This is a genomic window from Microbulbifer sp. CAU 1566 (assembly GCF_023156515.1).
Taxonomy (GTDB): Bacteria; Pseudomonadota; Gammaproteobacteria; order Pseudomonadales; family Cellvibrionaceae; genus Microbulbifer.
The window spans coordinates 289,704-316,027 of record NZ_JALNMG010000003.1 but is presented as its reverse complement, the minus strand read 5'-3'; the positions used below and the strand labels follow the sequence as shown (position 1 = coordinate 316,027).

Here is a 26,324-nt window from a genome sequence, read left to right as displayed (position 1 = left end):
AAAAAAGAGGCCGCAATTGCGGCCTCTTTTTTTGTGTGTATCGAACTGGTAGTGGTCGCGCTATTCTGCCGGCGTCACTGGCTGGCGCTGCTGCCCAAAGAGCCGTGAACCGATCCAGGATTTAACCTGGCCAGTCGCTGTCGCAATATCGAGTCCAATGGAGTAGAGCGCCGGTACCAGTAGCAGGGTGACGAAGAAGGCCACAAACACCCCGAACGCCAGTGCCACAACAATGGGTTGCAGGAAGGCTGCCTGGATACTGCGCTCCAGCATCATCGGCACCAGGCCGACAATGGTGGTGACGGTGGTCAGCAGGATCGGGCGGAAGCGGGAGACACCGGCTTCCACAATGGCTTTGATGGGCTCCATGCCCTGATCCCGCAGCCGGTTGCAGCGGTCCATCAACACCAGGTTGTCATTCACCACCACCCCCGCGGCCGCGGCAATGCCGAAGTAACTGAAGATGGCCATGGTCATGCCCATCACGCCGTGGCCGAAAATGGCACCGACGAAGGCGAAGGGAATGGCGACCAGGATCAGGATAGGCTGGGAGTAGCTGCGGAAAGCCACGGCCAGCAGGCTGTACATGCCGAAGAAGGCCATGATGTAGAGCCCCAGTACTTCCTGGATAAAACGCTTCTCACCCTCGGCCTGACCCACGGCGCCGCGAATAATGCCGGGGTAACGTTTTTCCCATTCGGGGAAAAAGTTTTCGTTCAGGTCCTTCATGATGTCGCCGCGCACATCGTCTTTCAGGTCTGCCATTACCCGCGCTGCGCGATTGCCGTTCCAGCGCTGGATACGCTTGATACCCGGTGCGTATTCCAGATCTGCGACCGCCAGCAGGGGGACCTCACGGCCGTCACTGGTGCGCACGCGGAAGTCTTTCAGGCTCTCGATGGAGCGACGGGACTCCAGCGGGTAGCGCACCATGACTTTGACATCTTGTCCGGCACGGGGCAGCCGCTGCACTTCTTCACCGAAATAGGCCTGACGTACCTGGCGGTTGACATCGGCCAGGGTCAGCCCAAGCTTGGTGGCGCCGGGCTTGAGGTCGATACGGATTTCTTCCGAGGCACCTTCGAGGTTGTTGCGCACGTCATACAGGCTTTCATAACTGCGCAGCTGGGTTTCCAGGTCGGCGGTGGCTGCGCGCAGAATATCCAGGTCCGGGTGGCGGATGGAGAGCTCGAACCCCGGGCCGTTATTGTTGAGGGAGTACTGTACGGACACCTCTTTTGCGTCCGGCACATCACCGAGCAGCTCCCGCAGACGCAGTGCGGCGTCCTTGGCGGACATGTCGCGGGTTTCCGGTGGCGCCAGTTGCACAATGGCCATAACGCTGTCGCGACGGGAGCGGGTATACCAGTTTTCGATCAGCACGCCTTCGCCATTGGTGCGCTGGTTTACTTCTTCTTCCAGCTGCTTTTCCGCATCCTGTAACTGCGCCAGTACTTCCAGTGCGCGGCTGTAAGGGGCGCCCTCCGGCATGATGACGTTGACGATGACCTGATCGGATTCAATATCCGGCATAAAGCCTTTCTTTACCCAGCCACTGCCGAACAGGCCGAAACCGATCATGATGACGGCAATAAAGATACTCAGGGTCAGGTAGCGCCGATCCACGGCCCACTGGCCGATACGGCGATAGTGGTTCTGGGCGAAGTAAATGATGCTGTCGGCGATGCGCTGTTGCACGCGTCCGAAGCGGCCGGGTTCGGTGATCGGTTTCAGCTTGCTGAGGTGGGCCGGCAGAATGAACAGGGACTCAATCAGCGAGAAGAGCAGGGCGAGGATCACCACCCAGGTGATGTGACGGGTGAACTCACTGGTGGAACCGCTGATAAAAATCCAGGGTAAAAACGCCAGGATGGTGGTCACTACCGCAAAGATCACCGGCTTCGCCACCAGCTGGGTCCCGAGGACCGCCGCGTTCAGGCCGCCGCCGGGGTGCTGGTTTTCCGGGTTGTGGGATTCCGAGTGAATGGATTCCCCAACCACAATGGCGTCGTCCACCACGATGCCCAGTACCAGCAGGAAGGCAAAGGTGGAGAGCATATTCAGGGATACCCCCACGCTCGGCAACAGTACAAAGGCACCGGCGTAGGCGGTGGCGATACCGGTTGCCACCCAGAAGGCCACTTTCGGGCGCAGGCTGAAGACCAGCACCAGTAGCACCAGCAGCAAACCCTGGAACGCAGAGCTGCTGATGGTTTCCATGCGGCCTTTGAAATCCTCAGCGTTGTCGGTCCACAGGGTGAGCTTGGCACCGGCGGGCAGGGTTTTGCTGCGCTCGTCGATCCATTTGCGGATGGCGTCTGAAGCGGTGACGATATCCATGGTTTCCGTGCTCATGACCTGCAGCAACACGGCCGGTTCGCCGTTCAGGGTGGCCAGGATTTCGTTGTCTTCAAAACCGTCGATGACCTCGGCCACATCGCCCACACGAATGGTGCCGCCGTCGGCGGTCTGGCGCACGATGATATTGGCAAATTCCTGCTCGCTGTCGGCCTGGTTGCGTACCTTCAGCTGATAGGCGCCCACTTCGGTGCGCACGGTACCGGCCGACTGGTTGATCGAGCTGTTGCGGATGGCATCTGCCAGTTCCTGAAAGGTCATGCCGTAGCGGCGCAGGGCCTGTTCGCTGACCTCGATGGAAACCTCTTCCATGCGGGTGCCGAACAGCTCCACCACGGAAATTGCCGGCAGGGTGGTGGCCTCGCGGCGCAACTGCTCTGCCAGTCGTTTGAGTTCCCGCTCGCTCAGGTCACCGTGCACGGCCACGCGGATAAATTCCTGGCGGTTGACCCACTGGTGTACCTGCGGCGGTTCTATGTCACGGGGGAAAGATGAGATGCCGTCCACGCGGATCTTCACGTCGTTCATAAAACGGGCAAAATCCACGGTGGTTTCCGCGAGGATGTAAACCTCACCCTGGCCTTCAGAAGAGGTAGAGCGCACCCAATCGATGTTGTCGAGGTCACTGACCGCCTCCTCGATACGGGAGACGATTTGTTCTTCCACTTCCTGTGGGGCGGCGCCGGGCCAGTTCACCCGGATCTCCAGACCGGGGAAGCGCACCTGGGGATCCATTTCCCGTTCCATACTGGAAAAACCAATCAGACCGGCGACAAAAATACCGATCATCGCGAGATTGGCGGCGACACTATTGCGCGCCCACCAGGCAATCAGACTATTCATGTGTGCGCTCCGTTAGTTCTGCGAAAGGTTGCGAGCCAGGTGGGTAATGGGTTGTACCGCCATGCCGTCGACCGCATTGGCCACGGTGGAGGTCACTACCCGCTCGCCATCGCGGATGCCGGAGGCAATCACCACGCGGTTCTCGGAGGTCGACAGTACATTCACAGTGCGGATGCTGAGGCGATCGTTTTTATCGACTACATACACCTTGTCGGCGTTGCGCAGGGCTTCCCGTGGCATGACCACCGCCTGGCGCTCCTGCACACCTTCCGCTTCGGCAGATACGAATAACCCGACCGCCAGTGGCGTAGCGCTGTCGCCAACGCGGCTGGCGCCTTTGCCGTAGGGGTCATTGACCTCTGCCACGGCGTAGATCAGGCGGGTTTGCTGGTCGATGTTTGCCTGGGTGCGCACAATGCGCCCCTGCCACTGGTGTTCCTGGCTGCCGACCAAAGCAGACAGGGTGACCTCTGGGCCGCGGTGATTCGCGGTGGCGACAAAGCCCATGGGCAGACCCAATTCCTGCAGCTGTGAATCGGTCAGGGGAAGGCGTACTTCCACCCGATCGGTGGCAAATACACGACCGAGCGCGGTGCTGGGCGTTACATACTGGCCAACACCGACATTGCGCGCCATCACACGACCGCGGAAGGGCAAATTGATCTTGGTGCGGGAGAGGTTCAGTTTGGCATCTGCCAATTCGGCCTGGGCCGAACGCAATTTGCTTTCCGCCTCTGCGACCTGGGGCTGGTTGACCTGCAAGGGGGTGGGTTCTTTATTCGGATTCAGGTTGAGCCACTGCTGTCGCTTCACCGTCGCTGCTGCTTTGGCCTGCAGTAGCAGGACCTCCGCCTGGGCGACACCGGCTTCTGCCTGCGCGACCGCCAGCTGGTAGTCCGCATCGTCCAATTGGATCAGCGTTTCGCCGGACTCAAAACCGGCGCCCTCGGCAAAGCGGTCGGCAATGGCGACAATGCGGCCGGAGATTTGTGGTGTCAGGTCGATTTCCGTATGGGCGCGTACTTCACCCTGGGTGGACACCGACAGGTGTACGGCTTCTTCTCTGGCCTCGGAGTAGACCAGTGAAACCAGACGCTGCTCCTCTTCCTTCTTTTCCGGCTCTGGTTTCGCCGCCGACATGAGTTGTACCGCCCCAAATGCGACTGCCAGCACCGCGACCGGTGCTGCCGCTTTCCAGTATTTGTTATTCATTTTTCCCATTTGCCTGTAATTTTTCCGTGTTCGCCTGGCCGAGTTAGCGCCAGGGGCGGCCTCCGTAGTGGAACACTCCGATAACATCACGAAAGGCCAAGGTTTGCCTATCCACCGGAAGCCGGGATGAGCTGGATTGTCGGTGAATGCCTGTAAAGTTCTTTTTTATGACTGCTTGGAGTGGCCGTTTGGATGCGGGCGCAAAAAAAATAGTTGGGGAGGTCGAAGGTGGCGGGTTAGATGTCGAGTGAGCTGCCGATGAGGTGAAGTATTTGGGATATTCAAGTGGGCAGTTGTTAAACGTTTGTCCTTTAATGGGTTGCCCGGGGGAATGGCCAGCGCAAATCCCTGCGCTGGGTAACCGGGGTCTTTCTGCGAGTTCTTTCTGCGGGCTAAATGCGGGCTAAAAGGGGCGAGTGATGCAGGTCACGCCTGCAACAGTTCGGAAAGTGTTGTGACCTCATAGCCGGCATCGCGCAGTCGCGAGCTGATAATTGGCAATGCCCTGAGTACCGGATCGTGCGTAGTGGTTAAAGGGCGCAGCAGTAGCACTGCACCGGGAGAGGCATTTTCTAATACGAAATCGGCAATTTCCGCAGGGTCTTCCTCATGCTGCTGGTGTGACAACAAGTCCCAGTGAGGTATCGCATTGGTGGTGGATTTTCCCGGGATATCGGGCAGCGCCATATTGAAATCCATTGGTTGTCGGCGTTTCAGGTTGGCGAGTAGTTGTTGGGCGCGGCTAACGTGCTGGAACGTTTGCAGAGAGGCGCGCTTGCTAAGCGGGGGACGCTCGGGCTGGATCAGCGTTGCTCTGAGGTCGAGTTCTTCCAGGGCATTTTGTAGTAACTCGGAGGCACCCGGAGACAGGGTGTCATCCAGAGCCAGAACAATACGACGGTCGTCACTACAAAGGACTTCCATCGGCAGGCTGAGCAGGGCGATGGCCATGGTACGACGCAACAGGATGCGAAGGGATTTTATGGTCGACATACCGGTAAGGGTTCTTTCTTAATGATTCTGTAGATGGGGTTCTTTAGGTGGTTTTCTAACAGGATTTCTAACAGGATTTCGAGATGGTTTTCAAGAAGGTTTCTGGTGGGGCAATCAATAGCGCCTGAGAGTTTGTAGAGCCCCTGAAACGAAAAAAGCCGTCTGGACCAGACGGCTTTTTAAATCTGTAGCGGTGTTTCAGCGCTCAAGCAATTCCAATTTGCCCGTTTTGCCATCCCACTCTGCTGCATCCGGTAGCGGATCTTTTTTCTCGGTGATGTTTGGCCACACTTCGGCAAGTTCGGCGTTTAGCTCGATATATTCTTGCTGATCATCCGGCACTTCGTCTTCCGAGAAGATGGCGTTAGCCGGACACTCAGGCTCGCACAGGGCGCAGTCGATGCACTCGTCGGGGTGGATCACCAGGAAGTTGGGGCCTTCGTAGAAGCAGTCTACCGGGCACACTTCCACACAGTCGGTGTACTTGCACTTGATGCAGTTTTCCCCAATTACGAATGTCATTTTTGTCCCTCGATGATGCTATGGCGTGGCCGCTGCCCGGCCAGCTCCCCACAAGGAGCTGTGCCTAATTCTGAAAGCAGCGGATTTTAGCAAGTAATGGCGCGAATTGTAGTGGCTTTTGAGTCGAATTGGTTGGGTGCTTATAACAATTTGCGCAGGGCGTAGAGTTGTTCCAGCGCTTGGCGCGGGGTCAGGTCGTCCGGATCCAGGGACTCCAGTGCCTCAACCGCCGGGTGCGGGGCGCTGCCAAACAGGTCGACCTGTGCAGGGGCGGCAGGCTTTGCTGGCGCAGCGGGGGATTTTGCCGCTTGTGATGGCTCTTGTGATGGCGTTGGTGCCGGTTCTGGCGCTGCTGGTTGCACGGTTTTCTGCGCTGGTGCGCCGGGGCCAGAGTCGCGGGTGGTGTGGCCTGCTTCCAGGGCGGCGAGCCGCGCCTTGGCTTCGTCCAGTACTTCCTGTGGAATACCGGCCAGCTTGGCAACCTGCAATCCGTAGCTCTTGGACGCGGGGCCCTCCTGAATACGGTGCAGAAACACGATGGAATCCCCGTGCTCGGTGGCGTTCAGGTGGATGTTGGCCGCCTCCGAGCACTGCTGCGGCAGTTCGGTCAGCTCGAAATAGTGGGTGGCGAACAGGGTAAAGGCGCGCACCCGGTCCGCCAGAAACTGGGCGCAGGCCCAGGCCAGTGACAGCCCGTCGTAGGTACTGGTACCACGGCCGATCTCGTCCATCAGGATCAGGCTGTGTTCGCTGGCGTTGCGCAGGATATTCGCCGTTTCGGTCATCTCCACCATGAATGTGGAGCGTCCACCGGCGAGGTCGTCGGCACTGCCGATGCGGGTGAATATACGGTCCAGCAGGCCGATACGGGCGCTGTCGGCGGGCACGAAACTGCCGCAGTGGGCGAGCAGGGCGATCAGCGCGGTCTGGCGCATATAGGTCGACTTACCACCCATGTTCGGGCCGGTGATTACCAGCATGCGGCGGGATGCGTGCAGGTCGATGTCGTTGGCCACAAACGGGTCGTCGAGTACCTGTTCCACCACCGGGTGGCGACCGCCCTCGACATGGATACCCGGTTTTTCCGACAGCTCCGGTTGGGTCAAACGCAGCTGGTCCGCGCGCTCGGCCATATTGGCGAGGACGTCCAGCTGGGAGACTGCCGCGGCCGCGGTCTGAAGCTCAGCGAGGTGTTCGTTCAGAGTGGTGATCAGTTCCTCGTACAGGAACTTTTCCCGGGCCAGGGCGCGGCTCTTGGCCGACAGTGCCTTGTCTTCAAACTCCTTCAGCTCGGGCGTGATAAAGCGCTCGGCATTTTTCAGGGTCTGGCGCCGGATATAGTCCGCGGGGGCTTTGTCACTCTGGCCGCGGCTGATTTCGATAAAGTAACCGTGCACCCGGTTGTAGCCCACTTTTAACGTCGGGATACCGGTGCGCTCTTTCTCGCGCACTTCCAGCTGCACTAAATAGTCCCCGGCGTTTTCGCTGATGCCGCGCAGCTCGTCCAGTTCCTCGTCATAGCCGTCGGCGATCACGCCGCCCTCGCGGATGACTACCGGCGGGTTCTCCACCAACGCGCGCTGCAGCAACTCGACCGTTTGTGGCCACTCACCCATCTCCCGACTCAACTGACCGAGTAATGGTGCACCGGTCTCACTGAGCTGGCTCTGCAGCTCGGGAAACTGGGCCAGGGACATACCCAGGCGCGACAGGTCGCGGGGGCGGGCGGAGCGCAGGGCCAGGCGGCCGAGGATGCGCTCCATATCGCCAATGGGCTTGAGCGCATCGCGCAGTGGCTCGAAGCGGTAGTCGCCAATCAGCGCGGCAATCGCCTGTTGGCGTTGCTGCAGCGTGGAGAGGTTGCGCAGGGGATTGTTCAGCCAGCGGCGCAACAGGCGACTGCCCATGGCGGTTTTGCAGGCATCGAAAACCGACAGCAGGGTATTGTCATCGCCGCCGTTGAGGTTGCTGTCGATTTCCAGGTTGCGGCGGCTGGCGGGGTCCAGGGCCACGGTATCTTCACTGCGTTCGGTGCGCAGGGTGCGAATGTGGGGTAGTTCGGTGCGCTGGGTATCGCGCGCGTATTGCAACAGGCAACCCGCGGCACACAGGGCCGCGTGCATATGGCTGCAGCCGAAGGCCTCGAGGTCCATGGTGCCGAACTGGCGATTCAACAGACGCAGGGCGCTTTCCAGGTCGAATTCCCAGGGCGCGCGGCGGCGCATACCCGGACGGCGCTCGATTTCCGCCGGCAGGGTCAGGTCTTCAGAGACCAGCAACTCGGTGGGGCTGTAGCGCTGTACCTGTTCGGTTAACGCTTCCAGGGATTCCACTTCCTGCACCGCAAAATGTCCGGTGCCCACGTCCAATAGCGCCAGGCCAAATTTGTCGCTCACCAGTACGGTCGCGGCCAGCAGGTTGTCCCGGCGTTCGTTCAGCAGCGCCTCGTCGGTCACGGTGCCCGGGGTAACGATGCGCACTACCTTGCGCTCTACCGGTCCTTTTGTCGTGGCCGGGTCGCCAAACTGCTCGGCAATGGCCACCGACACACCGGCTTTGATCAACCGCGCCAGGTAGCCCTCCGCCGCATGGTAGGGAATTCCCGCCATGGGGATCGGCTGTCCCCCGGACTTGCCGCGGGCGGTGAGGGTCACATCCAGCAGTTCCGCCGCCCGCTTGGCGTCGTCGTAGAACAGCTCGTAGAAGTCACCCATGCGGTAAAACACCAGCTCCTGGGGGTGCTCGGCCTTGATCCGCAAATACTGGACCATCATTGGCGTATGTTCGGGTTTCTGGTTCTTATTGGCAGCGGCAGTTGCGGGCATTGGATTTGATAATTCTTTTAAAATCAGGGGGTTGTGGTCTTGTCTGGGAGGCGCACCGAACGGGCATCGGCACTGCTCAAGCTGGCGCAGAGGATACCAAACGTGGGGGTAAACCACTATTGGCGCGTGAGTGTGGCGGGTTTAGCTGGTGGGTAAGGGCGGCGAAGAAGGTGACGGATAAGGTGACGGATAAGGTGACGGATAAGGTGACGGATAAGGTGATGAAGAAGGGACCGTTGGGTCGGGATGAGGTGCATCCGTATAATGGTGGACTTTCCATATCCTCAGGAATCGCAATCAGCATATGAAATATATCTTAGGTGCCTACGCCACAGCTCCCGTATCGGACAGCTGGCAACCGGAGTTGCAGGAGTCCTATCTGAATGGCATCAAGCAGATAGAGAATATCCGGGGTATCGAGCATCCGTTTACCGGCCAGTTGCATGCCCACGATGACGAATGGTTCCTCCGCAATATTGATCCCGACTGGAGCTTTGTGTTCACCGGCGTCCCGGGCGTCATGGGGCGGCTGGCTAAGGACGGTACCTTTGGTATCGCCTCTGATGTCGAGTCAGGGCGTACTGCCGGAATCGATTTTTACCGGCAAATGCATGCCGCGGTGATCAAACTCAATGGCCACCTGGGACGAAAAGCCGTTGAAACTATCCAGTTGCATACCAGCCCCAACCGCACAGGGGCCCCGTCGTCCTCCGATGCGCTCAAGCGCTCTCTGGAAGAAATCGTATCCTGGGACTGGGATGGCGCCGGCTTGGTGATTGAGCACTGCGATGCGTTTGTTGAAGGCTTGAAACCCGAAAAGGGCTTTTTGACGCTTGAGGAAGAAATAGAATCCATTCTTGCGGTTAATCAACAGTGCGGTAGTAACCTGGGGCTTTCTATTAACTGGGGGCGCTCGGCCCTGGAAACGCGCAGCATCGAGGGCCCGCTGGAGCATCTTCGACTTGCGCGCGAGGCCGGGCTACTGCGTGGTCTGATGTTCTCTGGGATTTCCGATTGTGAAACACCCTACGGTGCCTGGCGTGATACCCATATGCCACCGGCCGAAATTTTTCCCGGTGGGCATTTTGCAAATGGATCATTACTCACTCGTGATCAAATGGCTTTGAGCCTGGAAGCTGCAGAGTGGCAAAGGCTCGATTTTATTGGAGCGAAAATCGGCGTGCGCCCGCAAGCGTTGGATGGGGCCACCCGGGTAGCCTACAACCGGGACTGCCTGGCCGCGCTGGATTTACTGATATCTGGGCGGTGATGTACAGGGCCGGCCATTGACCGGCCCTTTTTTTTTGTGTTTTTGATCACGCTTCAGGTTGAAGTACCCAATGCTATTTGCTGGCTTTCTGTCTCCCGTCTTTACAGTAATTAACCGCTTTTCCGCCCTCCGTCACTTTAGCTTACAAATGAGATGCATTATCATCTCGTTCTTTGACTATTCAGACTCGGGAACAGGAATCCGGCATCCGTGGCAATTTCTTTCGGAACCGTGCGTCAGTGGCACTGGATCAGCTCTGCGATGTGCCTGGTCGGGATGCTGCTGTTTGCCATTACTGGCATCACCCTCAATCACGCCGGCGAGATACCGGCCACACCAAAGCTGGTGAGCCATGAGCTGGTTGTGCCCGAGGCGCTGATTCAGGATTGGCGGCCTGGCGAACTCGCTGAACCGTATTTGCCCGCGGATTTGATCGAGTGGCTGGCCGAGGAGCATCGCATCCTCGTCCCTCGTCGGCATCGTGGCGACTGGGATGACGGGGAGTTCTATCTGGCCATGCCGAAACCCGGCGGCGATGCCTGGCTGTCGCTGGTTCCGGAGACTGGCGAACTGATTTTTGAAAGTACCGATCGCGGTTGGATCGCGTATTTCAATGACCTGCACAAGGGCCGGGATACCGGCAGCGCCTGGCGCTGGTACCTGGATGTCTTTGCGGTCGCCTGCGTAGTCTTCTGTCTGACGGGCTTCTGGCTGCTTTGGCAGCAGTCCAGCAGAAGGGTTTCCACCTGGCCGATTACGGCACTGGGGGTGTTGATTCCGCTGGTGATCGCCCTCGTATTTATTCACTAACTCTATCGACGATCGGGAAAAGACATGGAAATGAAGTTGTTCAAAAAGCTGGTGGCCGTTGCGCTGTTTGGCCTGGGTGCGGCGAGCGCAGTTCAGGCTGAGAGCCTGAAAGTGAGCATCGAAATCCCGCGCCTCAATGTAGCGGAATACCACAACCCCTATGTGGCGGTATGGCTGGAGGATGAATCCCGCAAAGCGACCCAGATTGCCGTGTGGTATGACCTGGAGATGCGCAACAACGAAGGCGAAAAATGGCTCAAGGATTTGCGCCAGTGGTGGCGCCGTGGCGGGCGCGGACTGGATGTTCCGGTGGACGGTATCACCTCCGCCACCTACGGCCCCGGTGAACACGCGCTGGAAGTGGCTATCGCCGACAGCGATCTCGCCAAGTTGGCGCCGGGCAAATATCGCCTGCGTATTGAGGCTGCACGGGAAGTGGGCGGTCGTGAGCTGATCGAAATCCCCCTTACCTGGCCACTGGAAAAATCCAGCTTGCCACTGTCTGCCAAAGGAAAAGAAGAGCTGGGCAGCATTCAGGTTGCCCTGCTGCCCTAAACAAGTTACTCGATAGCTATTTGCCCGACTGCCAATCCGTATAAAAGAAAGGACATTCTGATGAAACACTCCTCCCTCGGTAAAGTTTTACTGGCCGGCCTCATGACTGCCGGCGTCGCCATGCAGGCGCAAGCACACCGCGCCTGGATTCTGCCCAGCTCCACGGTACTTTCTGGTGAGGCGCCCTACGTTACGTTTGATGCGGCCGTATCCAATACGATTTTCTTCCCGGATCACGTTGCCATGGGAATTGAATCTGTGACCGCAACTGCGCCCAACGGCGAATCGGTTGCACTGGAAAATAGCGCCAGAGGCAAATACCGCAGTACGTTTGATCTGCAGTTGAACGGTGAGGGTACTTACCGGGTTGGACTGGCTTCTTCCGGCCTCCGCGCAGTGTGGAAAGATGAAGACGGCAAGCGCCATATGTGGCCGGGCCGCGGTCAACAGGCAAACGATGCGGACTTCGCAACGGCCGTCCCCAAAAATGCCAAAGAGCTGCGGGTTACCCAGAGCTCCCGCCGTATAGAAACCTTCGTTACCTTGGGTGCGCCTTCGGACGCTGTACTCAAGCCCCAGGGTGTTGGCCTGGAACTGGTGCCGGTGACCCACCCGAACGACCTCTACGCCGGAGAGAGCGCAAACTTTAAATTGCTGATTGATGGCGAGCCGGCAAAAAATGCCGAAGTCATGTTGATCCCCGGTGGCAGCCGTTACCGTGACAGCCAGGATGAAATCAAGGTGAAGGCGGATGCCGCTGGTCAGTTCAGCGTCACCTGGCCGAGTGCGGGGCAGTACTTTATGGAAGCAGAATACGAAGACGGTAAAGCCAAAGCGCCGGCGACCAGTCGCCGCGGTTCCTACACCGCTACCTTCGAAGTACTGCCACTGTAACCATTGAAAATCCGTCGCAAACCGGGAGTCAGCGGGTGACAGAATTCCAGCGCCTAGCAATCGCATTGAGCTGCACCTTGCTCTGGCTCCTGTGGGTGCTGATTCTTGTGTTGCGCCACCGCCGCACGCTGCAGGCGACGCGTCGCCAGCAGCTGTCGCAAAAGGCCGGCGGTGTACTCATCGCCTATGCCAGCCAGAGCGGTACAGCCGCTACGCTGGCTCGCCAGAGCGCAGCCCACCTGGAGCCTTCGCAGCCGGTGACGGTGCTGCCGTTGAGCCAGGTATCTTCTGAGGCACTGCAAGCCGCGAAAAAAGCGCTGTTTGTTGTTGCCACATATGGGGAAGGGGAGGCGCCGGACAACGGTCAGCGTTTCGCCAGAAATTACCTCAGTGGCGGCAGCGCTGCCGGACTGGACCTCTCCCACCTTTCTTATGCCGTTGTCGCCCTGGGTGACAGTACCTACGAGCGCTTCTGTGCCTTTGGGCAACTGCTGTTCGACGGCATGGCGCAACTGGGTGCGAAAGCGCTGGAGCCAATACACAAGGTCGACGGTGCCCGCGGTGATACCAGTGGTGTTGCCAGTGCCATGCCAGCCTGGTTCAGCGCGCCCCAGCCTGAGGAAGTCGGCAATGCAATCAGCAGGTCCAGTATCTGGTGGCGACTGGCGGGGCGGCGTTTGCTTAACCCCGGCAGTCCAGGGGCGCCTCTGTTTGAGTTGACGCTGCGGGCGGTGAACGACTGGCCCAAGTGGCGCGCGGGCGATGTGTTTGTTCTGCAGCCCCGCCAGGAGCGGGCGCAGGTGTCCCGCTGGCTTGCGCGGCAGCAATTGGATGGCAGCCAGTGGATTGTCGTCGGTGGTCGCGGCCAGACGCTACAGGCCTGGTTGCGCGATCGCGCACTGCCGGAAGCGGTGTTTGACCGGGACAAGCTGCTGCGGGGGGACTTTTCCGAGTTCCCCCTGTTGCCCGCGCGCGAGTATTCCGTGGCTTCCTGCGGCGAAGAGCGCGCTGTGAAATTGATCGTGCGGCAGCAATTCAGCAAGGATGGGCAACTGGGGCTGGGTTCCGGCTGGTTGACGGAGTTCTGCGAAACCGGCGAGCTGTTTGCCGGCAGTCTGCGGGAAAACGGTAATTGCCACACCCCGGATCACCAGCGTCCCTTACTGCTGATCGGTGCCGGTAGTGGCCTTGCCGGGCTGCGGGCGCAGCTGGCAGAGCGCGTCGCACAGGTAAATCCAGGGCCGGCCTGGCTGCTTTTTGGCGAGCGCTGCCCGCAAGCTGACCGGCCACTGGCTGCGGAGCTGGAGGCCTGGCACAAGCGTGGAACCCTGGTCCGCTGTGACCGGGTCTTTTCCCGCGGCGGGAAATCCGAATATCGCTATGTGCAGGAATTTCTCGCAGCACAAGAAGAGTCATTGCACGCCTTTATTGCTCGCGGCGCGGACATCTATGTGTGTGGCAATCGCGCCGGCATGGGTGAGGGTGTGCACAAAGTTCTCCAGCAATTACTGGGCGAGCGGGAGCTTGAAGCACTGCTGGAATCCGGGCGCTACCGGCGAGACCTGTACTGAATCCGGCTTTTCCTTTAGGGTCTGGAAAATAGGGTCTTGAAAAACCAATAACAGGAGTGGGCCATGTGTGACGAGCTGAACAGTAAGGATGCGGAAACCTATTTTCTGCAGCGTGGACTCGGTAAGGGCGTGAGTCGCCGGGGTTTCGGGCGTTTGGGCGTCGGCGCTGGCCTGTTGGCCATCTTGCCCTGGTCTGTTTCTGCGCAAAGTGCGGCAGAGAGCGGGGTTAAGGTAACTGAGGGCAAGGTAATGGTGCCCACCCCGGATGGCGAGGCCGACTGTTATTTTGTTCACCCCGCGGAAGGGCGCCACCCGGCCGTAATTCTATGGCCAGATATTTTCGGCATGCGCCGCGCCTTCCGTGACATGGGCAAGCGCTTGGCTCAGTCCGGGTACGCGGTGCTGGTAGTAAACCCCTATTACCGAACCATGCAGGGCCAGCTGGTACCGGACGATGCCAAAATTATCGGGCCGGAATTGCGCAAAACCATCTTCCCGAAAGGCCGCGAGCTGGCGGGCACCTTGTCCCCGGAAACCTGCGTGACGGACGGAAAAGCATTTGTTGCCTGGCTCGACAAGCAGGCAGCGGTAGACCCTGCGAAGAAGGTCGGTACTGCCGGATACTGTATGACGGGCTCCTATACGTTCCGCCTGGCTGCGGCCATGCCGGAGCGCATTGGTGCCGGTGCCTCTTTTCATGGTGGTGGCCTGGTGACGGACGCCGGCGACAGCCCGCATAAACTGGTGCCGGACATCAAAGCCGGATTTCTGGTTGCCATTGCCGAAAACGACGACGAACGTCAGCCGGAAGCGAAAGACGAATTGCGTAAAGCCTTCAAAGCGGCAGATGTAGATGCCACGGTGGAAGTCTATGAGGGCGCCATGCATGGCTGGTGCCCGCCGGATTCCATGGCCTACAACCAGGCCCAGGCGGAGCGCGCCTGGGGCGAAATGCTCGGCTTATTCGGCAAGCGCCTGACCTGAGCGCGAACTTGCTACGGCCAGATCGCGGTCCGCGCCCAGAATCAATTCTGCGGCGCGCTCGGCCACTGCGATCACCGGTGCGTTGGTGTTGCCGCTGATAATATTCGGCATCACTGACGCATCCACTACCCGCAATCCCTCTACACCGTGTACCCGCAGGGTGTTATCAACGACCGCCAGATCATCATTCCCCATGCGGCAGCTGCCCACCGGGTGGTAAACACTTTCTCCGTGCTGGCGAATAAATTCTTCAATCTCTTTGCGATTGTTCAATCGGGATTTCGGCAGCCACCAGTCTTTGTGGTACTGCTGCAGCGCCGGCTGCTCGATGATTTCCCGCGCCTGTTCCACCCCTTCGATCAGTACTTCCAGGTCTTCCTGCTCGTCCAGATAGTTTGCATCCACTAGCGGCAAGTCCGTCGGGTCGGCAGAGCGCAGTCGCACATTGCCACGACTGAGTGGGCGCAGACCGCACACGTGCAGTGAATAGCCATAGCCACCGGGGCGCTCACGGCCGTGATCAAACAGTGGCGCCGATGTCAGGTGAAACTGCAGATCTGCATAGCCCCTGGCAAAAGTAGAGCGGGAGAAGCCACCGGCCTCGGCGCCGTTACTGGTGAGCTGGCCGCGATTACGCCACAAAAATTCCGGCAGGCTGGCAGCGGCTTTCAGGGTCGGCCAGAGGGAATTGGAAAAGGTAATGGGACGATTGACTTTGACCACCTGGGTAACGTCCAGATGATCCTGCAGGTTTTCACCCACACCGGGTAAATGCACTTTTGTTTCGATACCCAGCGCTTGTAGCTGCTGCTGATTGCCAATGCCGGAAAGTTGTAACAACTGTGGTGATTGCAGTGCGCCGCCGCAAAGAGTGACTTCTCGATTGGCAAAAATTTTCTTTCCGTCCAGTAACTCGACGCCTTTTGCACTGGTTTGATCCAGCAAAATTTTTGCCGCGCGGGCGTTGGTGAGCACCGTCAGGTTTTCGCGAATCTGTGCGGGTTTTAAGTAAGCGCGGGCCGTGGAGCAACGGCGACCGTTGCGCTGGGTTACCTGATAGAAACCAAAACCAAACTGGCTTGGGCCGTTGAAGTCATTGTTGGACTGGTGCCCGGCATTGATCGCCGCATCCACAAAGGCGGCGCCGGCACGGGTCTTCCAACGCAGGTCGGAAACGGTCAGGGGGCCGGTGTCGTTGTGCAGTGGGCCGCGGCCGCGCTGGTTGCCTTCGGATTTCAGGAAGTAGGGCAGCAGGTTTTTCCAGTTCCAGCCCGGGTTGCCGGCTTTTTCCCAATCGTCGTAATCCCCGGGGTTGCCGCGGATATACACCATGGCATTGATGGAACTGCAACCACCGAGGGTTTTGCCTCTGGGCCAGTAGAGGCTGCGGTTGTTCAGGTGTTTTTGCGGGGTGGTGTGGTGCGGCAGATTGTACTTGTCACCGGCGACGAGAAAGCCAATGCCAATGGGCATATGGATCAACAGGCTGTCATCCGGTGGGCCCGCCTCCAGCAGGCAAACACTGAAGCGGCCGTCGGCACTCAGGCGATTGGCCAGCACGCAGCCGGCGGAACCACCGCCGACGATGACGTAGTCGAACGTATCCTGGTCTATGACACCCTGGTTCGATTTTTCCTTGCCACGTGTTTTTGTCATTACCGCTTCCTTCCCGTTTTTTATTGTTTGGAGTTTGTTCGCGGGCGGGCAATGTTGAGCATTATCCGCCGGTAATCATTCTCAGGCTGTATTTGCTGTGTTCCAGCAATCGATCCAGATCAATCTCTTCCGGGCTGACAAGCCACTGGTAAATGCCGCCGAATATCAGCGCACAGTACTGTTCCGCAAACGCATCTGGCGAAAGCGGGCTGCCGGAAAAATCCGCGCACTCGCCAATCCAGCGTACCGCTTGTTTACGCTGGTTGAGGTGAATTTCCTGCAGCTTTTGAGTGATTTCCGAGTGGTGGTCGATGGTGTGGTAGTACAGCTTGTACATGGCCCGCAGGTGGTCGGGGTTGGAGCGCACAAAATTCTGTAGCGCGGTCACGGCGGCAATGATGGTATCGAAGCCACTGGTGCCCGCGGTGGCGCTTTCCAGTTCCTCGCACCACAGGTGGTGCAGGTGTTCGATCAGTGCCGAATAGAACACATCCTTGGTCTTGTAGCGGTAGGCGGCAAGGCCGCGACTGTAGCCGGCACTGGTGCCAATTTCTGCCAGGGTGGCCCGCTGTGGGCCCTGGTCGACAATCAGGCGAATGGCGGCGTCGAACATCTGGCTGTCGGACTGGGCGCTGCGCTCTGCCTGGGTCATGCGCGCTGGCTTGCTGGCGGTGGAGCTGCTCATTGGGGGTTCCTGTGTGTGGTTGTCCGGCGGTCTGGTTTGGGGACCTATTGTCCGCCAATCGCGGCCCGAATCACATGTTGCCGCCAGTCTAACCAACAAACAAACTTGTCACAAGCAAGTATGTGTGTGTATGCTGCCAACAGCTGAATAAAAACAGGAGAGCCGAGTCGTGATAGCGAGACCCTTGGAAAGTGAGCACGAAATGTTCCGGGATTCCGTGCGCAAATTCCTGCAGGCGGAAGCCGTGCCAGAGATGGAGGAATGGCGCCGGCAGGGTGTGGTGGATCGCGAGATCTTTCGCAAGGCCGGGGACAGCGGCTTTCTGTTCATGTGGGCGGAAGAGCGCTTTGGTGGCCTCGGCCTGGAAGATTTCCGCTACGAGCAGGTGCTGATTGAAGAGCTGTACCGGGCCGGTTGTGGCGATATTTTCATTCCCACCCACAACCGCCTTGTGGGTCGTTACCTCGGTAATCTGGCATCGGAAGAGCAGAAAGACCGCTTTTATCCCGGTTGTATCAGCGGTGAGACGATTCTGGGGATCGCCATGACGGAGCCGGATACCGGTTCTGACCTGGCAGCTATGAAAACCCGGGCCGTGGATTGCGGTGATCACTGGCTTTTGAATGGGGCCAAGACCTATATCTCCAACGGCATTATTGGCGACCTGTTTGTGGTGGCGGCGCGTACCAGCGATGCCAGGTACGGGGTCGGGTTGTTTCTGGTCGAGCGGGGTATGGAGGGGTTCAGCCGCGGGCGCAACCTCGACAAGCTGGGGATGAAGGCCCAGGACACCGCGGAATTGTTTTTCGACAATGTGCGAATTCCCAAGACCAACCAGTTGGGGGAGCCGGATAAAGGATTCTATTACCTGATGCAGAACCTGGCGGAAGAGCGCCTGCAGAGTGCGACCTGTTCGCTGGCCAATGCCAATGCTGCTCTGGATGAAACCCTTGGATTCACCCGCGAACGCAAAGTGTTCGGAAACCCGGTAGCGAGTTTCCAGAACAACCGTTTCCAGTTTGCCAGCATGCGCACCGAGCTGGATGTGGCGCAGGTGTTTGTAGATCGCAGTGTACAGGCGCAAAACGCCGGTGAACTGAGTGGTGCGGACGCGGCCAAGGTAAAACTGTTTTGCTCGGAACTGGAAGGGCGGGTGGTCGACCAGTGTCTGCAGTTTCACGGCAGCGCTGGCTATATGGACGAATATCGAATTTCCCGGCGCTACGCGGATGCGCGAATTTCGCGGATTTACGCCGGCACCAGCGAGGTGATGCGCGAAATTATCTCGCGGGACATGGGGTTGGATTACCGCACCAAGAATGCTTGATTTGGGTCGATAAGTTCTCGATTTTTCTGATGCCGGAGGGCGCACTGTGAAAACAAAAATTACTGAAATGCTGGGTATTGATTACCCGATTGTTCAGGGCGGCATGATGTGGGTTGGACGCGCGGAGCTGGCGTCGGCGGTTTCCAACGCCGGTGGCCTCGGGATCCTGACGGCGCTCACCCAGCCCACCCCGGAAAATCTGTACCGGGAAGTTCAGCGCTGCCGGGAAATGACCGATAAGCCTTTCGGGGTAAACCTCACCATACTGCCAACGATCAAGCCGGTGCCTTACACCGAGTACGCGCAGGCGGCTATCGACGGTGGCGTTAAGGTGATTGAAACAGCGGGCCGCAATCCGGAAGAGTTTATTCCGCTGTTTCGCAAACACGGGGTCAAGGTCATCCACAAGTGTACCTCGGTGCGCCATGCGCTCAAGGCGGAAGCTATCGGCTGTGATGCGGTCAGTGTGGACGGCTTCGAATGTGCCGGTCACCCGGGTGAGGACGATGTAACCAATCTGGTATTGCTGCCGGTAGCGGCATCAAAGCTGTCCATTCCCATGATTGCCTCCGGTGGTATCGGCAATGGCTATCAGCTGGCGGCGGCACTGATGCTGGGGGCGGAAGGGGTGAATATGGGGACCCGCTTTGTCGCCACCCGGGAAGCACCGGTGCACGAGAATGTAAAGCAGGCCATGGTGGCAGCCGACGAGCGCCAGACCACACTGATTTTCCGCACCCTGCGCAATACCGCACGGGTATTTCGCAACTCCATCGCCTCCGAGGTGGTTTCCATCGAGTCACGTCCGGGAGATACCGACTTCGCTGACCTGCAACCGCTGGTCGCGGGGGTGCGCGGACGCGAGCAGGTATTGGAAGCGGGTGATGTGGAGGGGGGCATCTGGACCGCTGGGCAGGTGATCGGCCTGATCAATGACATCCCCAGTTGTGCCGAGTTGCTGTCGCGTATGGTGGAAGAGGCCAGATCGGTGATACGAACCCGGGCGGAGCTGCTCGGATAGTCCGGTTTTTGACTGTTTCCTTACGGGCGTCCGGGATTGCGGTTGACAGGGTCCGGCGCCCCACTTATTTTCGAATCAAATAATAAATACTACTCGGCCGATGATTGAGTCTGTAGGCAAGCCGCCCGAACCATCGCGTCCGTCCACCGCGCCTGAGCACCGCCAGCGCCGGGTGATGGCGCAACCCGCCAAGCTGTGCTGTCCCCAGGCACCGCCTTTCCAGATATTTCGTTCCGCACTGACGGAACAGCTGACCCGAAGCAATGGCTTCGACAAAAGCGCGCGCGTCTCCCTGATCCGGGCACCCGCGGGCTTCGGCAAGTCCACGCTTATGCGCCAACTGTTCGAGCAGCTTTCCGCCCAGGGGGTAGCGACTGCCTGGATGCGCCTAGATTTGGCGGACAACGACAGTGCCCGCCTGCTGCATTTTCTCGCCCGCGCTCTCGATAGTCTGTCTGCGGATACCGTGGAACACGGTGACGATGCACCGGGTGCGGCGGCGATGGATCTGCTGGATCGGGTGGAGTTGTTGCCGGTGCCCTTCGCACTGTTCCTCGACGATCTTGAGGTGCTGCAAAACAGCGTCGCTCTCGCCTTTGTGCGTCAGCTGGCGGAGCGGCTGCCGGAAGGTGGCCGCCTGATCATTGGTTCCCGTACTCAACCCGATATCGGATTGGCACGGTTGCGTGCCCGCGGACAGTTGCAGGAAGTGGATGCCAACAGCCTGCGCTTCAGCACCGAGGAAACCGCGCAATTTCTGCTGCGGGAATGCGGGCTGGAAATCGCCCCGGAAGATATTGCCACTCTCCACCAGACCACCGAGGGGTGGGCCGCGGCCCTGTGGCTGGCCTATCTCGCGCTGGAGCAGAGTCGCGATCCGGCCGGGCTGGTGGCCGGCTTTTCCGGCTCCAGTGCACTGGTGGCGGATTATCTGGGGGAGGAGGTGCTGGCCAATCAGCCACAAGAGCTCCGGGACTTTATGCTCAGCACCAGTGTGCTGCCGCAACTTTCCGCCGAGCTGTGCGATGCGGTCTGCGAGGCCGTCGGTGTTCGCGGCAGTAGCCAGGAGCGACTGCTGGCCCTGTCCCGCAACCGCTTTTTGCTGGAGCCAATGGACGAGGAGGGGCGCTGGTTCCGCTACCACAGCATGTTCGCCGGTTTCCTGCAGGGGCAACTGCAGCAGCGTTACCCGCAAAAAGTCACCGCCTTGCACCGTGCCGCGGCGCAGGCCTACCTGGCCCAGGGGCGGGTGGTGCCCGCCATTGAGCAGGCGCTCAAGTCCGGTGATATGGACTATGCGCTGCCCCTGTTTGCCGGTCACGCCGAGCGGCTTCTGGGGGATGGCCGTGGCCTGTTGCTTATCCGCCTGATGACGCTGGTACCCGCCGGCAAGCTGCAGCAGTGGCCGGGTTTGCAGGTGGTGCATGTATGGGCGATCGCCTTTACCCGCGGTGCCGCGGAAGCCATGGCGCAATTGAGTGAATACGAGCAGGAGGCGCCGGCCCTATCCCTGGTGCACCGGCATGGTATGGCCCTCAGGCCCATGCTGCTGTCGATGCTGGACCGCCACGATGAGGCCTACCGAATTGCTTCCGACAATCTTTCCCGGTTGCCGGTCACCGAGACCTTTCCCCATGCGATTCTGCGCACCTCACTCGCCTATGTGGCGCTGGTGGTGGGCAACTATCGCGAGGCCCAGGATCTGCTGGACGAAGGCCGTCGACTGCAGGTGATCGATTGCACGCCGTTTACCCATATCTATGCCCAGTGCGTGGAGGGCGCCATCGAGCTGCTGCAGGGGCGCCTGCGCCAAGGTACGGCGCGCTTCCGTCTCGCGGCCGGTGTCAGCGAGCGCAATGGTCGCCCGGTCACTAACGGCAATGCGATGGCAGCGGTGCTGCTCTCGGAGGTCTGGTACGAAAGCGGGCAGTTCGCCGACGCCGAGCGCCTGCTGCAGGTGTATGTGCCGCTGGTGCAGGAGCAGGGGGTGCCGGACCACCTGATCTGCGGTCATCGCAACCTGGCGCGGATTCTCTATGCCCGCGGTGATCACGACGGCGCCTTCCAGACCATTACCGAGCTGGAATATTTCGGGTACCGCAATGAACTGCCACGTCTGGTGGCCAGTGCCCGTCTGGAGCGCAGCCGGATCTTTCTATTGGAGGGCGATAAACAGTCTGCCCGCGATGAATTGAAGCGCGCTCAGTCTGCCGGAGACTGGGATAAGTTCGCGCACTGGTCCCTGTTCGGCAGTGACCTGGATACCCCGGCCGATGCGGAGCTGCGCTGGAAGATTCACTTCGCCGATAGCGACGCTGCGGCGCGTAGTCTCAAGCCGCAGATTTCACTGGCCGAGGCCGCCGGGCGCGGGCGTCGGGCACTCAAACTCCGGTTGCTGTATGCGCTCGCCCTGTACCGCGCGGGCAATGAAAAGGCCGCGTTGCGGCAACTGCGCGATGTATTGCGCATCGCGGCCTCTGAACACTATGTGCGTTTGATTCTCGACGAGGGCGAGCTGGCGGTACAGCTGCTGCAGCGCCTCGCCAGCCAGCAGGGGGTGCCGTTTGACCAGGCGCAACTTGCGCGCGACCCGCAAACGATTTTCCGGCAACTGGTGCGGGAGCTGGCGGTGGCCGCCGGCAGTGGTATCAGTGGCGATACTGCCGGTGGAGGGCCCACCGCAGCCGCACCCACGGCGCAGCCCGTGCAAACCCCGGATGGCAAGCCGGTAGAAAAACTCACCCGCAAGGAATTTCAGGTGCTTTGCCTGCTGGGGGAGGGGCTTTCCAACGGCGCTATCGGCGAGCGTATGTTCGTCTCGGAAAATACCGTGCGCACTCACTTGCGCAACATCAACGCCAAACTCCACACCCAGAGCCGCACCGAAGCGGTCGCGGTTGCGCGCAAACTGAATCTTATCGGTTGAATCACTTCCATTGAGCTGGTGCTGCACCAGCCCGGTTCACCGCCAGCCGGATGGGGGTGAAATTTCATCGGAATGGACGAGTTTTTTTCGCTGTCGCCTTCGCATACTGCCTCCAGTCCAATCAATAACTGGATGTAGTGTGAGGTTAAGGCGCGGCCAGGCCGTACAAGTGCCGCCATATCAATAAAGATAATGATTGAGGAGAGATCTCCCATGGCGATGAATAGCAAACCAACCCGAATTTCCGGCAATCCCCTGTTCCGGGCCAGTGCCCTGGCTTCTGCCATTGTTGCGGCAGCGCCGGCGATGGCGCAGCAGAGTGAGGGGCGCCAGCTGGAGGAAGTTGTGGTTACCGCCCAGCGTCGCGCCGAGAGCATGCAGGACGTACCGGTGGCCGTGACCGCGGCGACCGCTGAAGACCTGGCCATGGCCCAGGTGGACAGTATCGCGAACATTCAGCAGATCTCGTCCAGCATCAAGTTTGATGTCACCAACAGTGCGGCCAACAGTGCCAATATCATGATTCGCGGCATTGGCACCGTGGGTAATAGCCGGGCCTTCGAAGGCGCGGTGGGCGTGTTTGTCGATGGTGTTTACCGCACCCGTGCCGGTCAGGCGATGCAGAACTGGCTGGATATCGGTGGCCTGGAAATCCTGCGCGGCCCCCAGGGTACCCTGTTTGGCAAGAACACCTCCGCCGGCGCCCTGATTCTCAACAGCGTGGCCCCTGACACCGAGGCGGTGACCATGGATTACGAAGTGACCGCGGGGAGCTACGGCAAGCAGATGGCCCGTGGTGCAGCGAATATCCCGCTGAGCGACGACTTTGCCGTGCGCATTGCCGGCCTCTGGGGGCAGCAGGATGGCTTTATCGAAGATCCCAATGGTGGCAACTATAACGAGCGTTCGCCCCGCGCATTGAAAGCGCAGTTCCTGTACGAGCCTTCGGACACCTTTTCCGCACAGCTTATCGCCGACTGGTCCGATGAAGAAAACAACTGCTGTTACGGCCAGATCGACGTCGTAGACGGCCCCCTGCAACCATTCATTAGCAATGTCCTGATACCGGCTCGCGGCCTCAAGGCACCCTCGGAAGATTTCGACGATTACCAGCAGGTGCTGAGCGGCGATACCGATCAGAACATCAAGGACCAGGGCGCGGTCTTGAAGCTGAAGTGGGAACTGGCGAGCGGGCAGACGCTCAACTCCGTGACCAGTTATCGCGACTGGACTATTTCCCAGTGGAATATGGATGCGGACTTCACCGGTGCCAATATCCTGATCATCAATGAAGCCCTCAACACCGAAATGGTGTCCCAGGAATTTACCCTGAACGGCGTGTTCGACAGCTTCGGTCCCTTTATCGGCGCTGACTATGTGGCCGGAGTCTACGTGGCCCAGGAAGATATTGCCGCGCACCACGAACTGGGTTGGGGCGACCAGGCGCAGATATATTTTGATGCCTACCTAGGGGCTGCCGGAATCCCGGCAGGATACGCCGACGCCAGTGCGGGTATCTGGAGCGATATTGATATGCCGGCAGACAGCAACACCTTTGCGGCCTTTACCCACTGGAACCTGGACGTCACCGAAAAGTTAGGCCTGACCCTGGGAGCCCGTTATTCCAGGGATGAAAAAGAAGGGGCGATGATTCGCAATTACTTCTCGCCCGCACCTACCGCGGTATTCCGCCTGCTCCGCGTACAGCCCGGGCCCGAATATACCGATACCTTCAAAGACAGTGCGGTGAGCGGCACCCTTGCTGCCCGCTACCAGATCGATGACGCCATGATGGCCTATGCCTCCTACAGTCGCGGCTACAAATCAGGCGGGGTCAATATCGACAACACCGCGGCCGGTACACTGGATAACAACCCGGCGGAAGTACCCGGTGCGGTACCGCTGGATCCCACCTACAAATCCGAGTTTGTTGACGGTTACGAGCTGGGCCTGAAAAGTGAATACGCCGGCGGGCGTGCGCGCACCAACGTGGCGCTGTTCTACAACGACATCAGTGACCTGCAGATCGCACAGTTTATCGGTACCCAGTTCACCATCGACAATGCCCCGGAAGCCACGGCTTACGGCCTGGAGGTGGAAAACCAATTCCTGTTGAGCGATGCCTTCAGTCTTAATTTTGATGTCACCCATATCGCTGACGCCAGCTTTGGTCGCGATCCGGTACTGGGGAATCTGGCCGATCGCGAGTTCGCCCATGCACCGGAGTGGGCGGGCAACCTGGCGCTGAGTGTCGACCAGCCCCTGTCCAGTGCGTTCAGCCTGTTCGGGCGTGTCGGAATCAACTATTCCACCGAACTCTATACAAACACTTCGAATGACTTGATGCGTGGTAATCAGGGCGAAGTGGCAGCCAATGTTGGCGTGCGTTCGGAAGCATCGGGCTGGACTCTGGCGGCCTGGTGCCAGAACTGCACCGATGAGCGCTATGTCACCCAGCACTTCAACTCCCCGCTGCAGGGAGATGATGCCAACGGATATGTATCCGCGCCGCGCACCTATGGAGTGACCCTGCGCGGCACTTTCTGATCGAAAGGCGTGAAACAGGTGCGCGGTTTCGGTAGCCATTTCGAGACCGCGCATCGGAGTGCAGTGAAGGTTGAACTGCAGGGATTTGAATTGTCAGGTACAGGGTATCAGGTGGTGTTATGAGCCAGACGCTAACCACACACATCGAGAATACGGCAGGCGAACGCTCTGGGGCCGGCGCGGGGAGTGTTATTTTTCCCGATCTTCGCGGGTCGCGAGAGGGGAGTGCGGACCTGGCGGCGCTCCAGTCTCCAGAAGCGCTTACCGAGTCCTGGCTGAGCGCTGCGCTGCAGCTGTGCAATCCACAGTGGCCGGAGCTCGTCGGATTCAGTTGTGAACCTTTGTCTTCCAATGACTTTGATATTCTGGTTCGTCTGCATCTGCGCTTTGCAGATACCAGCGGTGCGGCACCGGCAACGGTGCTGGCCAAATTTTCCCGTCCGCTGCCTACCCCGCAGTGGGAGGCGTTTATCCGGCAGTCATTTGCGCGAGAGGCCTCCGCCTATCAGGAACTGAACTCCCATTACGCTTGCCGGGTGCCCGGTTTGATTTTTGCGGCAGCAGATGGACAGCAATTCAACTTATTGCTGGAAGACTGTGGTGGAGAGTTTTATGCCTCGGATGCGAGTCCCGATGAACACCAGCCGGAGCATGAAGCTGTACTGCAGGAGCTTGCGCAACTGCACGGTTGTTTCGTGCGCACATCACCGGCTTCCGCACCCCAATGGCAATTACGGCAACGCGATAATGCCCGGTTTATTGCCCATCGCTATCGGGTGGGTGTGGATGCCTTACGGGAAGTGTACGCGGGTACCCTGGCCCAGGGACATTTTGGACTGGTAGAAAAATTTGCCGACTACGTAGCGGACTGGCATCGCTACGAGCGGCATATCCTCACCCTGAGTCACGGCGATGCGCGTCTGGAGAATGTTCTGTTCCAGCGCGACGGCGCTACTTGCCGGGCCAGCCTGGTCGGCTGGAAACTCGCCGGTGTACGCAATCCGATGTACGACGTGGCCAGCCTGCTTTCCAATGACCTGTCCTATGTTGCGCGCAACAACAGCGAAGCCACCCTGTTGCAACGCTACTGCCGGGTATTCGAACAGAGCGGAACCCAGTATCCCTTCCGCGAGGCCTGTGAAGATTACCGGTTTAACCTGTTTGGTCCCCTGATCTTCAATATCTGCGCGACGGGTTTCCTGAAGGATAGCCTCGCGCAGAACACCGAACTGATGAAACGTATTCGCAGAAACTGTATGGCGATCTTTGATTGGGATGCCATGTCTCTGATGCAGAAACGGCGCAATGTCATTGCGTGAATAAAT

Annotated in this window: 18 protein-coding genes; 11 read left to right on the top strand and 7 right to left on the bottom strand. The window is 59.2% G+C overall.

Annotated elements, in window-relative coordinates; genetic code table 11:
• Positions 1-60: 60 nt before the first annotated feature.
• The 5 genes from M0G74_RS09735 to mutS form a co-directional block, all read right to left on the bottom strand.
• Positions 61-3,201 carry an efflux RND transporter permease subunit gene (locus tag M0G74_RS09735; RefSeq protein ID WP_248216393.1) on the bottom strand — a complete coding sequence of 1,047 codons (3,141 nt, stop codon included), beginning with the start codon at positions 3,199-3,201 and terminating at the stop codon, positions 61-63.
• A gap of 12 nt (positions 3,202-3,213) precedes the next feature.
• Complete coding sequence (locus M0G74_RS09730; protein ID WP_248216392.1) at positions 3,214-4,413, bottom strand: efflux RND transporter periplasmic adaptor subunit; 1,200 nt, start codon at positions 4,411-4,413, stop codon at positions 3,214-3,216.
• Between the two features lie 426 nt (positions 4,414-4,839).
• A complete protein-coding gene (locus M0G74_RS09725) occupies positions 4,840-5,406 on the bottom strand; it encodes a hypothetical protein (protein ID WP_248216391.1) in 567 nt (188 codons plus the stop codon).
• Positions 5,407-5,604: 198 nt separating this feature from the next.
• The gene (gene fdxA / locus M0G74_RS09720; protein WP_160153982.1) at positions 5,605-5,928 is read right to left on the bottom strand and encodes a ferredoxin FdxA; all 324 of its coding nucleotides are present in this window, start codon (positions 5,926-5,928) and stop codon (positions 5,605-5,607) included.
• Positions 5,929-6,068: 140 nt separating this feature from the next.
• Positions 6,069-8,753 (bottom strand): DNA mismatch repair protein MutS, encoded by a 2,685-nt coding sequence (mutS, locus tag M0G74_RS09715; RefSeq protein ID WP_248216390.1) that lies wholly within the window; start codon positions 8,751-8,753, stop codon positions 6,069-6,071.
• A 304-nt stretch (positions 8,754-9,057) separates the two neighbouring features.
• On the opposite strand from mutS, the gene M0G74_RS09710 reads away from it, so the two are divergent.
• The 6 genes from M0G74_RS09710 to M0G74_RS09685 all read left to right on the top strand — a co-directional run bounded on the left by M0G74_RS09710 (position 9,058) and on the right by M0G74_RS09685 (position 14,837).
• Positions 9,058-10,023, top strand: coding sequence for a DUF4862 family protein (locus tag M0G74_RS09710; RefSeq protein ID WP_248216389.1), 966 nt, complete (start codon positions 9,058-9,060; stop codon positions 10,021-10,023).
• A gap of 210 nt (positions 10,024-10,233) precedes the next feature.
• A complete protein-coding gene (locus M0G74_RS09705; RefSeq protein ID WP_248216388.1) occupies positions 10,234-10,833 on the top strand; it encodes a PepSY-associated TM helix domain-containing protein in 600 nt (199 codons plus the stop codon).
• 24 nt (positions 10,834-10,857) lie between these two features.
• Positions 10,858-11,388: a DUF2271 domain-containing protein gene (locus M0G74_RS09700; RefSeq protein ID WP_248216387.1), complete on the top strand. Its 531-nt coding sequence runs from the start codon at positions 10,858-10,860 to the stop codon at positions 11,386-11,388.
• A gap of 60 nt (positions 11,389-11,448) precedes the next feature.
• Positions 11,449-12,282 (top strand): DUF4198 domain-containing protein, encoded by an 834-nt coding sequence (locus M0G74_RS09695; protein WP_248216386.1) that lies wholly within the window; start codon positions 11,449-11,451, stop codon positions 12,280-12,282.
• Positions 12,283-12,317: 35 nt separating this feature from the next.
• Positions 12,318-13,853, top strand: coding sequence for an NADPH cytochrome P450 oxidoreductase family protein (locus M0G74_RS09690; protein ID WP_248216385.1), 1,536 nt, complete (start codon positions 12,318-12,320; stop codon positions 13,851-13,853).
• 63 nt (positions 13,854-13,916) lie between these two features.
• On the top strand, positions 13,917-14,837 hold the full coding sequence (locus M0G74_RS09685; RefSeq protein WP_248216384.1) for a dienelactone hydrolase family protein: 921 nt from the start codon (positions 13,917-13,919) through the stop codon (positions 14,835-14,837).
• Here the strand turns inward: M0G74_RS09685 and M0G74_RS09680 are convergent.
• Both M0G74_RS09680 and M0G74_RS09675 read right to left on the bottom strand, forming a co-directional pair.
• Positions 14,814-16,493 (bottom strand): choline dehydrogenase, encoded by a 1,680-nt coding sequence (locus M0G74_RS09680; RefSeq protein ID WP_248216383.1) that lies wholly within the window; start codon positions 16,491-16,493, stop codon positions 14,814-14,816. The two genes, M0G74_RS09685 and M0G74_RS09680, sit on opposite strands and share 24 nt — an antisense overlap.
• Positions 16,494-16,554: 61 nt before the next feature.
• Positions 16,555-17,178 (bottom strand): TetR/AcrR family transcriptional regulator, encoded by a 624-nt coding sequence (locus M0G74_RS09675; protein ID WP_248216382.1) that lies wholly within the window; start codon positions 17,176-17,178, stop codon positions 16,555-16,557.
• 169 nt (positions 17,179-17,347) lie between these two features.
• Here M0G74_RS09675 and M0G74_RS09670 point away from each other — a divergent pair, with 169 nt between their 5' ends.
• From M0G74_RS09670 to M0G74_RS09650, 5 genes are all read left to right on the top strand, one after another.
• On the top strand, positions 17,348-18,505 hold the full coding sequence (locus M0G74_RS09670) for an acyl-CoA dehydrogenase family protein (RefSeq protein WP_248216381.1): 1,158 nt from the start codon (positions 17,348-17,350) through the stop codon (positions 18,503-18,505).
• Between the two features lie 46 nt (positions 18,506-18,551).
• Complete coding sequence (locus M0G74_RS09665) at positions 18,552-19,526, top strand: nitronate monooxygenase family protein (RefSeq protein ID WP_348983706.1); 975 nt, start codon at positions 18,552-18,554, stop codon at positions 19,524-19,526.
• 100 nt (positions 19,527-19,626) lie between these two features.
• Positions 19,627-22,452, top strand: coding sequence for a LuxR C-terminal-related transcriptional regulator (locus M0G74_RS09660; RefSeq protein ID WP_248216380.1), 2,826 nt, complete (start codon positions 19,627-19,629; stop codon positions 22,450-22,452).
• A gap of 213 nt (positions 22,453-22,665) precedes the next feature.
• The gene (locus tag M0G74_RS09655) at positions 22,666-24,999 is read left to right on the top strand and encodes a TonB-dependent receptor (protein ID WP_248216379.1); all 2,334 of its coding nucleotides are present in this window, start codon (positions 22,666-22,668) and stop codon (positions 24,997-24,999) included.
• A 119-nt stretch (positions 25,000-25,118) separates the two neighbouring features.
• A complete protein-coding gene (locus M0G74_RS09650; protein WP_248216378.1) occupies positions 25,119-26,318 on the top strand; it encodes a phosphotransferase in 1,200 nt (399 codons plus the stop codon).
• Positions 26,319-26,324 lie beyond the last annotated feature (6 nt).

Bases quoted from the DNA above. Each gene is read 5' to 3' on its own strand.
- fdxA (WP_160153982.1), bottom strand. From the start codon at position 5,928: ATGACATTCGTAATTGGGGAAAACTGCATCAAGTGCAAGTACACCGAC.
- M0G74_RS09735 (WP_248216393.1), bottom strand. From the start codon at position 3,201: ATGAATAGTCTGATTGCCTGGTGGGCGCGCAATAGTGTCGCCGCCAAT.
- M0G74_RS09685 (WP_248216384.1), top strand. From the start codon at position 13,917: ATGTGTGACGAGCTGAACAGTAAGGATGCGGAAACCTATTTTCTGCAG.
- M0G74_RS09655 (WP_248216379.1), top strand. From the start codon at position 22,666: ATGGCGATGAATAGCAAACCAACCCGAATTTCCGGCAATCCCCTGTTC.
- M0G74_RS09700 (WP_248216387.1), top strand. From the start codon at position 10,858: ATGGAAATGAAGTTGTTCAAAAAGCTGGTGGCCGTTGCGCTGTTTGGC.
- M0G74_RS09710 (WP_248216389.1), top strand. From the start codon at position 9,058: ATGAAATATATCTTAGGTGCCTACGCCACAGCTCCCGTATCGGACAGC.
- M0G74_RS09675 (WP_248216382.1), bottom strand. From the start codon at position 17,178: ATGAGCAGCTCCACCGCCAGCAAGCCAGCGCGCATGACCCAGGCAGAG.
- M0G74_RS09650 (WP_248216378.1), top strand. From the start codon at position 25,119: ATGAGCCAGACGCTAACCACACACATCGAGAATACGGCAGGCGAACGC.
- M0G74_RS09730 (WP_248216392.1), bottom strand. From the start codon at position 4,413: ATGAATAACAAATACTGGAAAGCGGCAGCACCGGTCGCGGTGCTGGCA.
- M0G74_RS09725 (WP_248216391.1), bottom strand. From the start codon at position 5,406: ATGTCGACCATAAAATCCCTTCGCATCCTGTTGCGTCGTACCATGGCC.
- M0G74_RS09660 (WP_248216380.1), top strand. From the start codon at position 19,627: ATGATTGAGTCTGTAGGCAAGCCGCCCGAACCATCGCGTCCGTCCACC.
- mutS (WP_248216390.1), bottom strand. From the start codon at position 8,753: ATGCCCGCAACTGCCGCTGCCAATAAGAACCAGAAACCCGAACATACG.
- M0G74_RS09680 (WP_248216383.1), bottom strand. From the start codon at position 16,493: ATGACAAAAACACGTGGCAAGGAAAAATCGAACCAGGGTGTCATAGAC.
- M0G74_RS09695 (WP_248216386.1), top strand. From the start codon at position 11,449: ATGAAACACTCCTCCCTCGGTAAAGTTTTACTGGCCGGCCTCATGACT.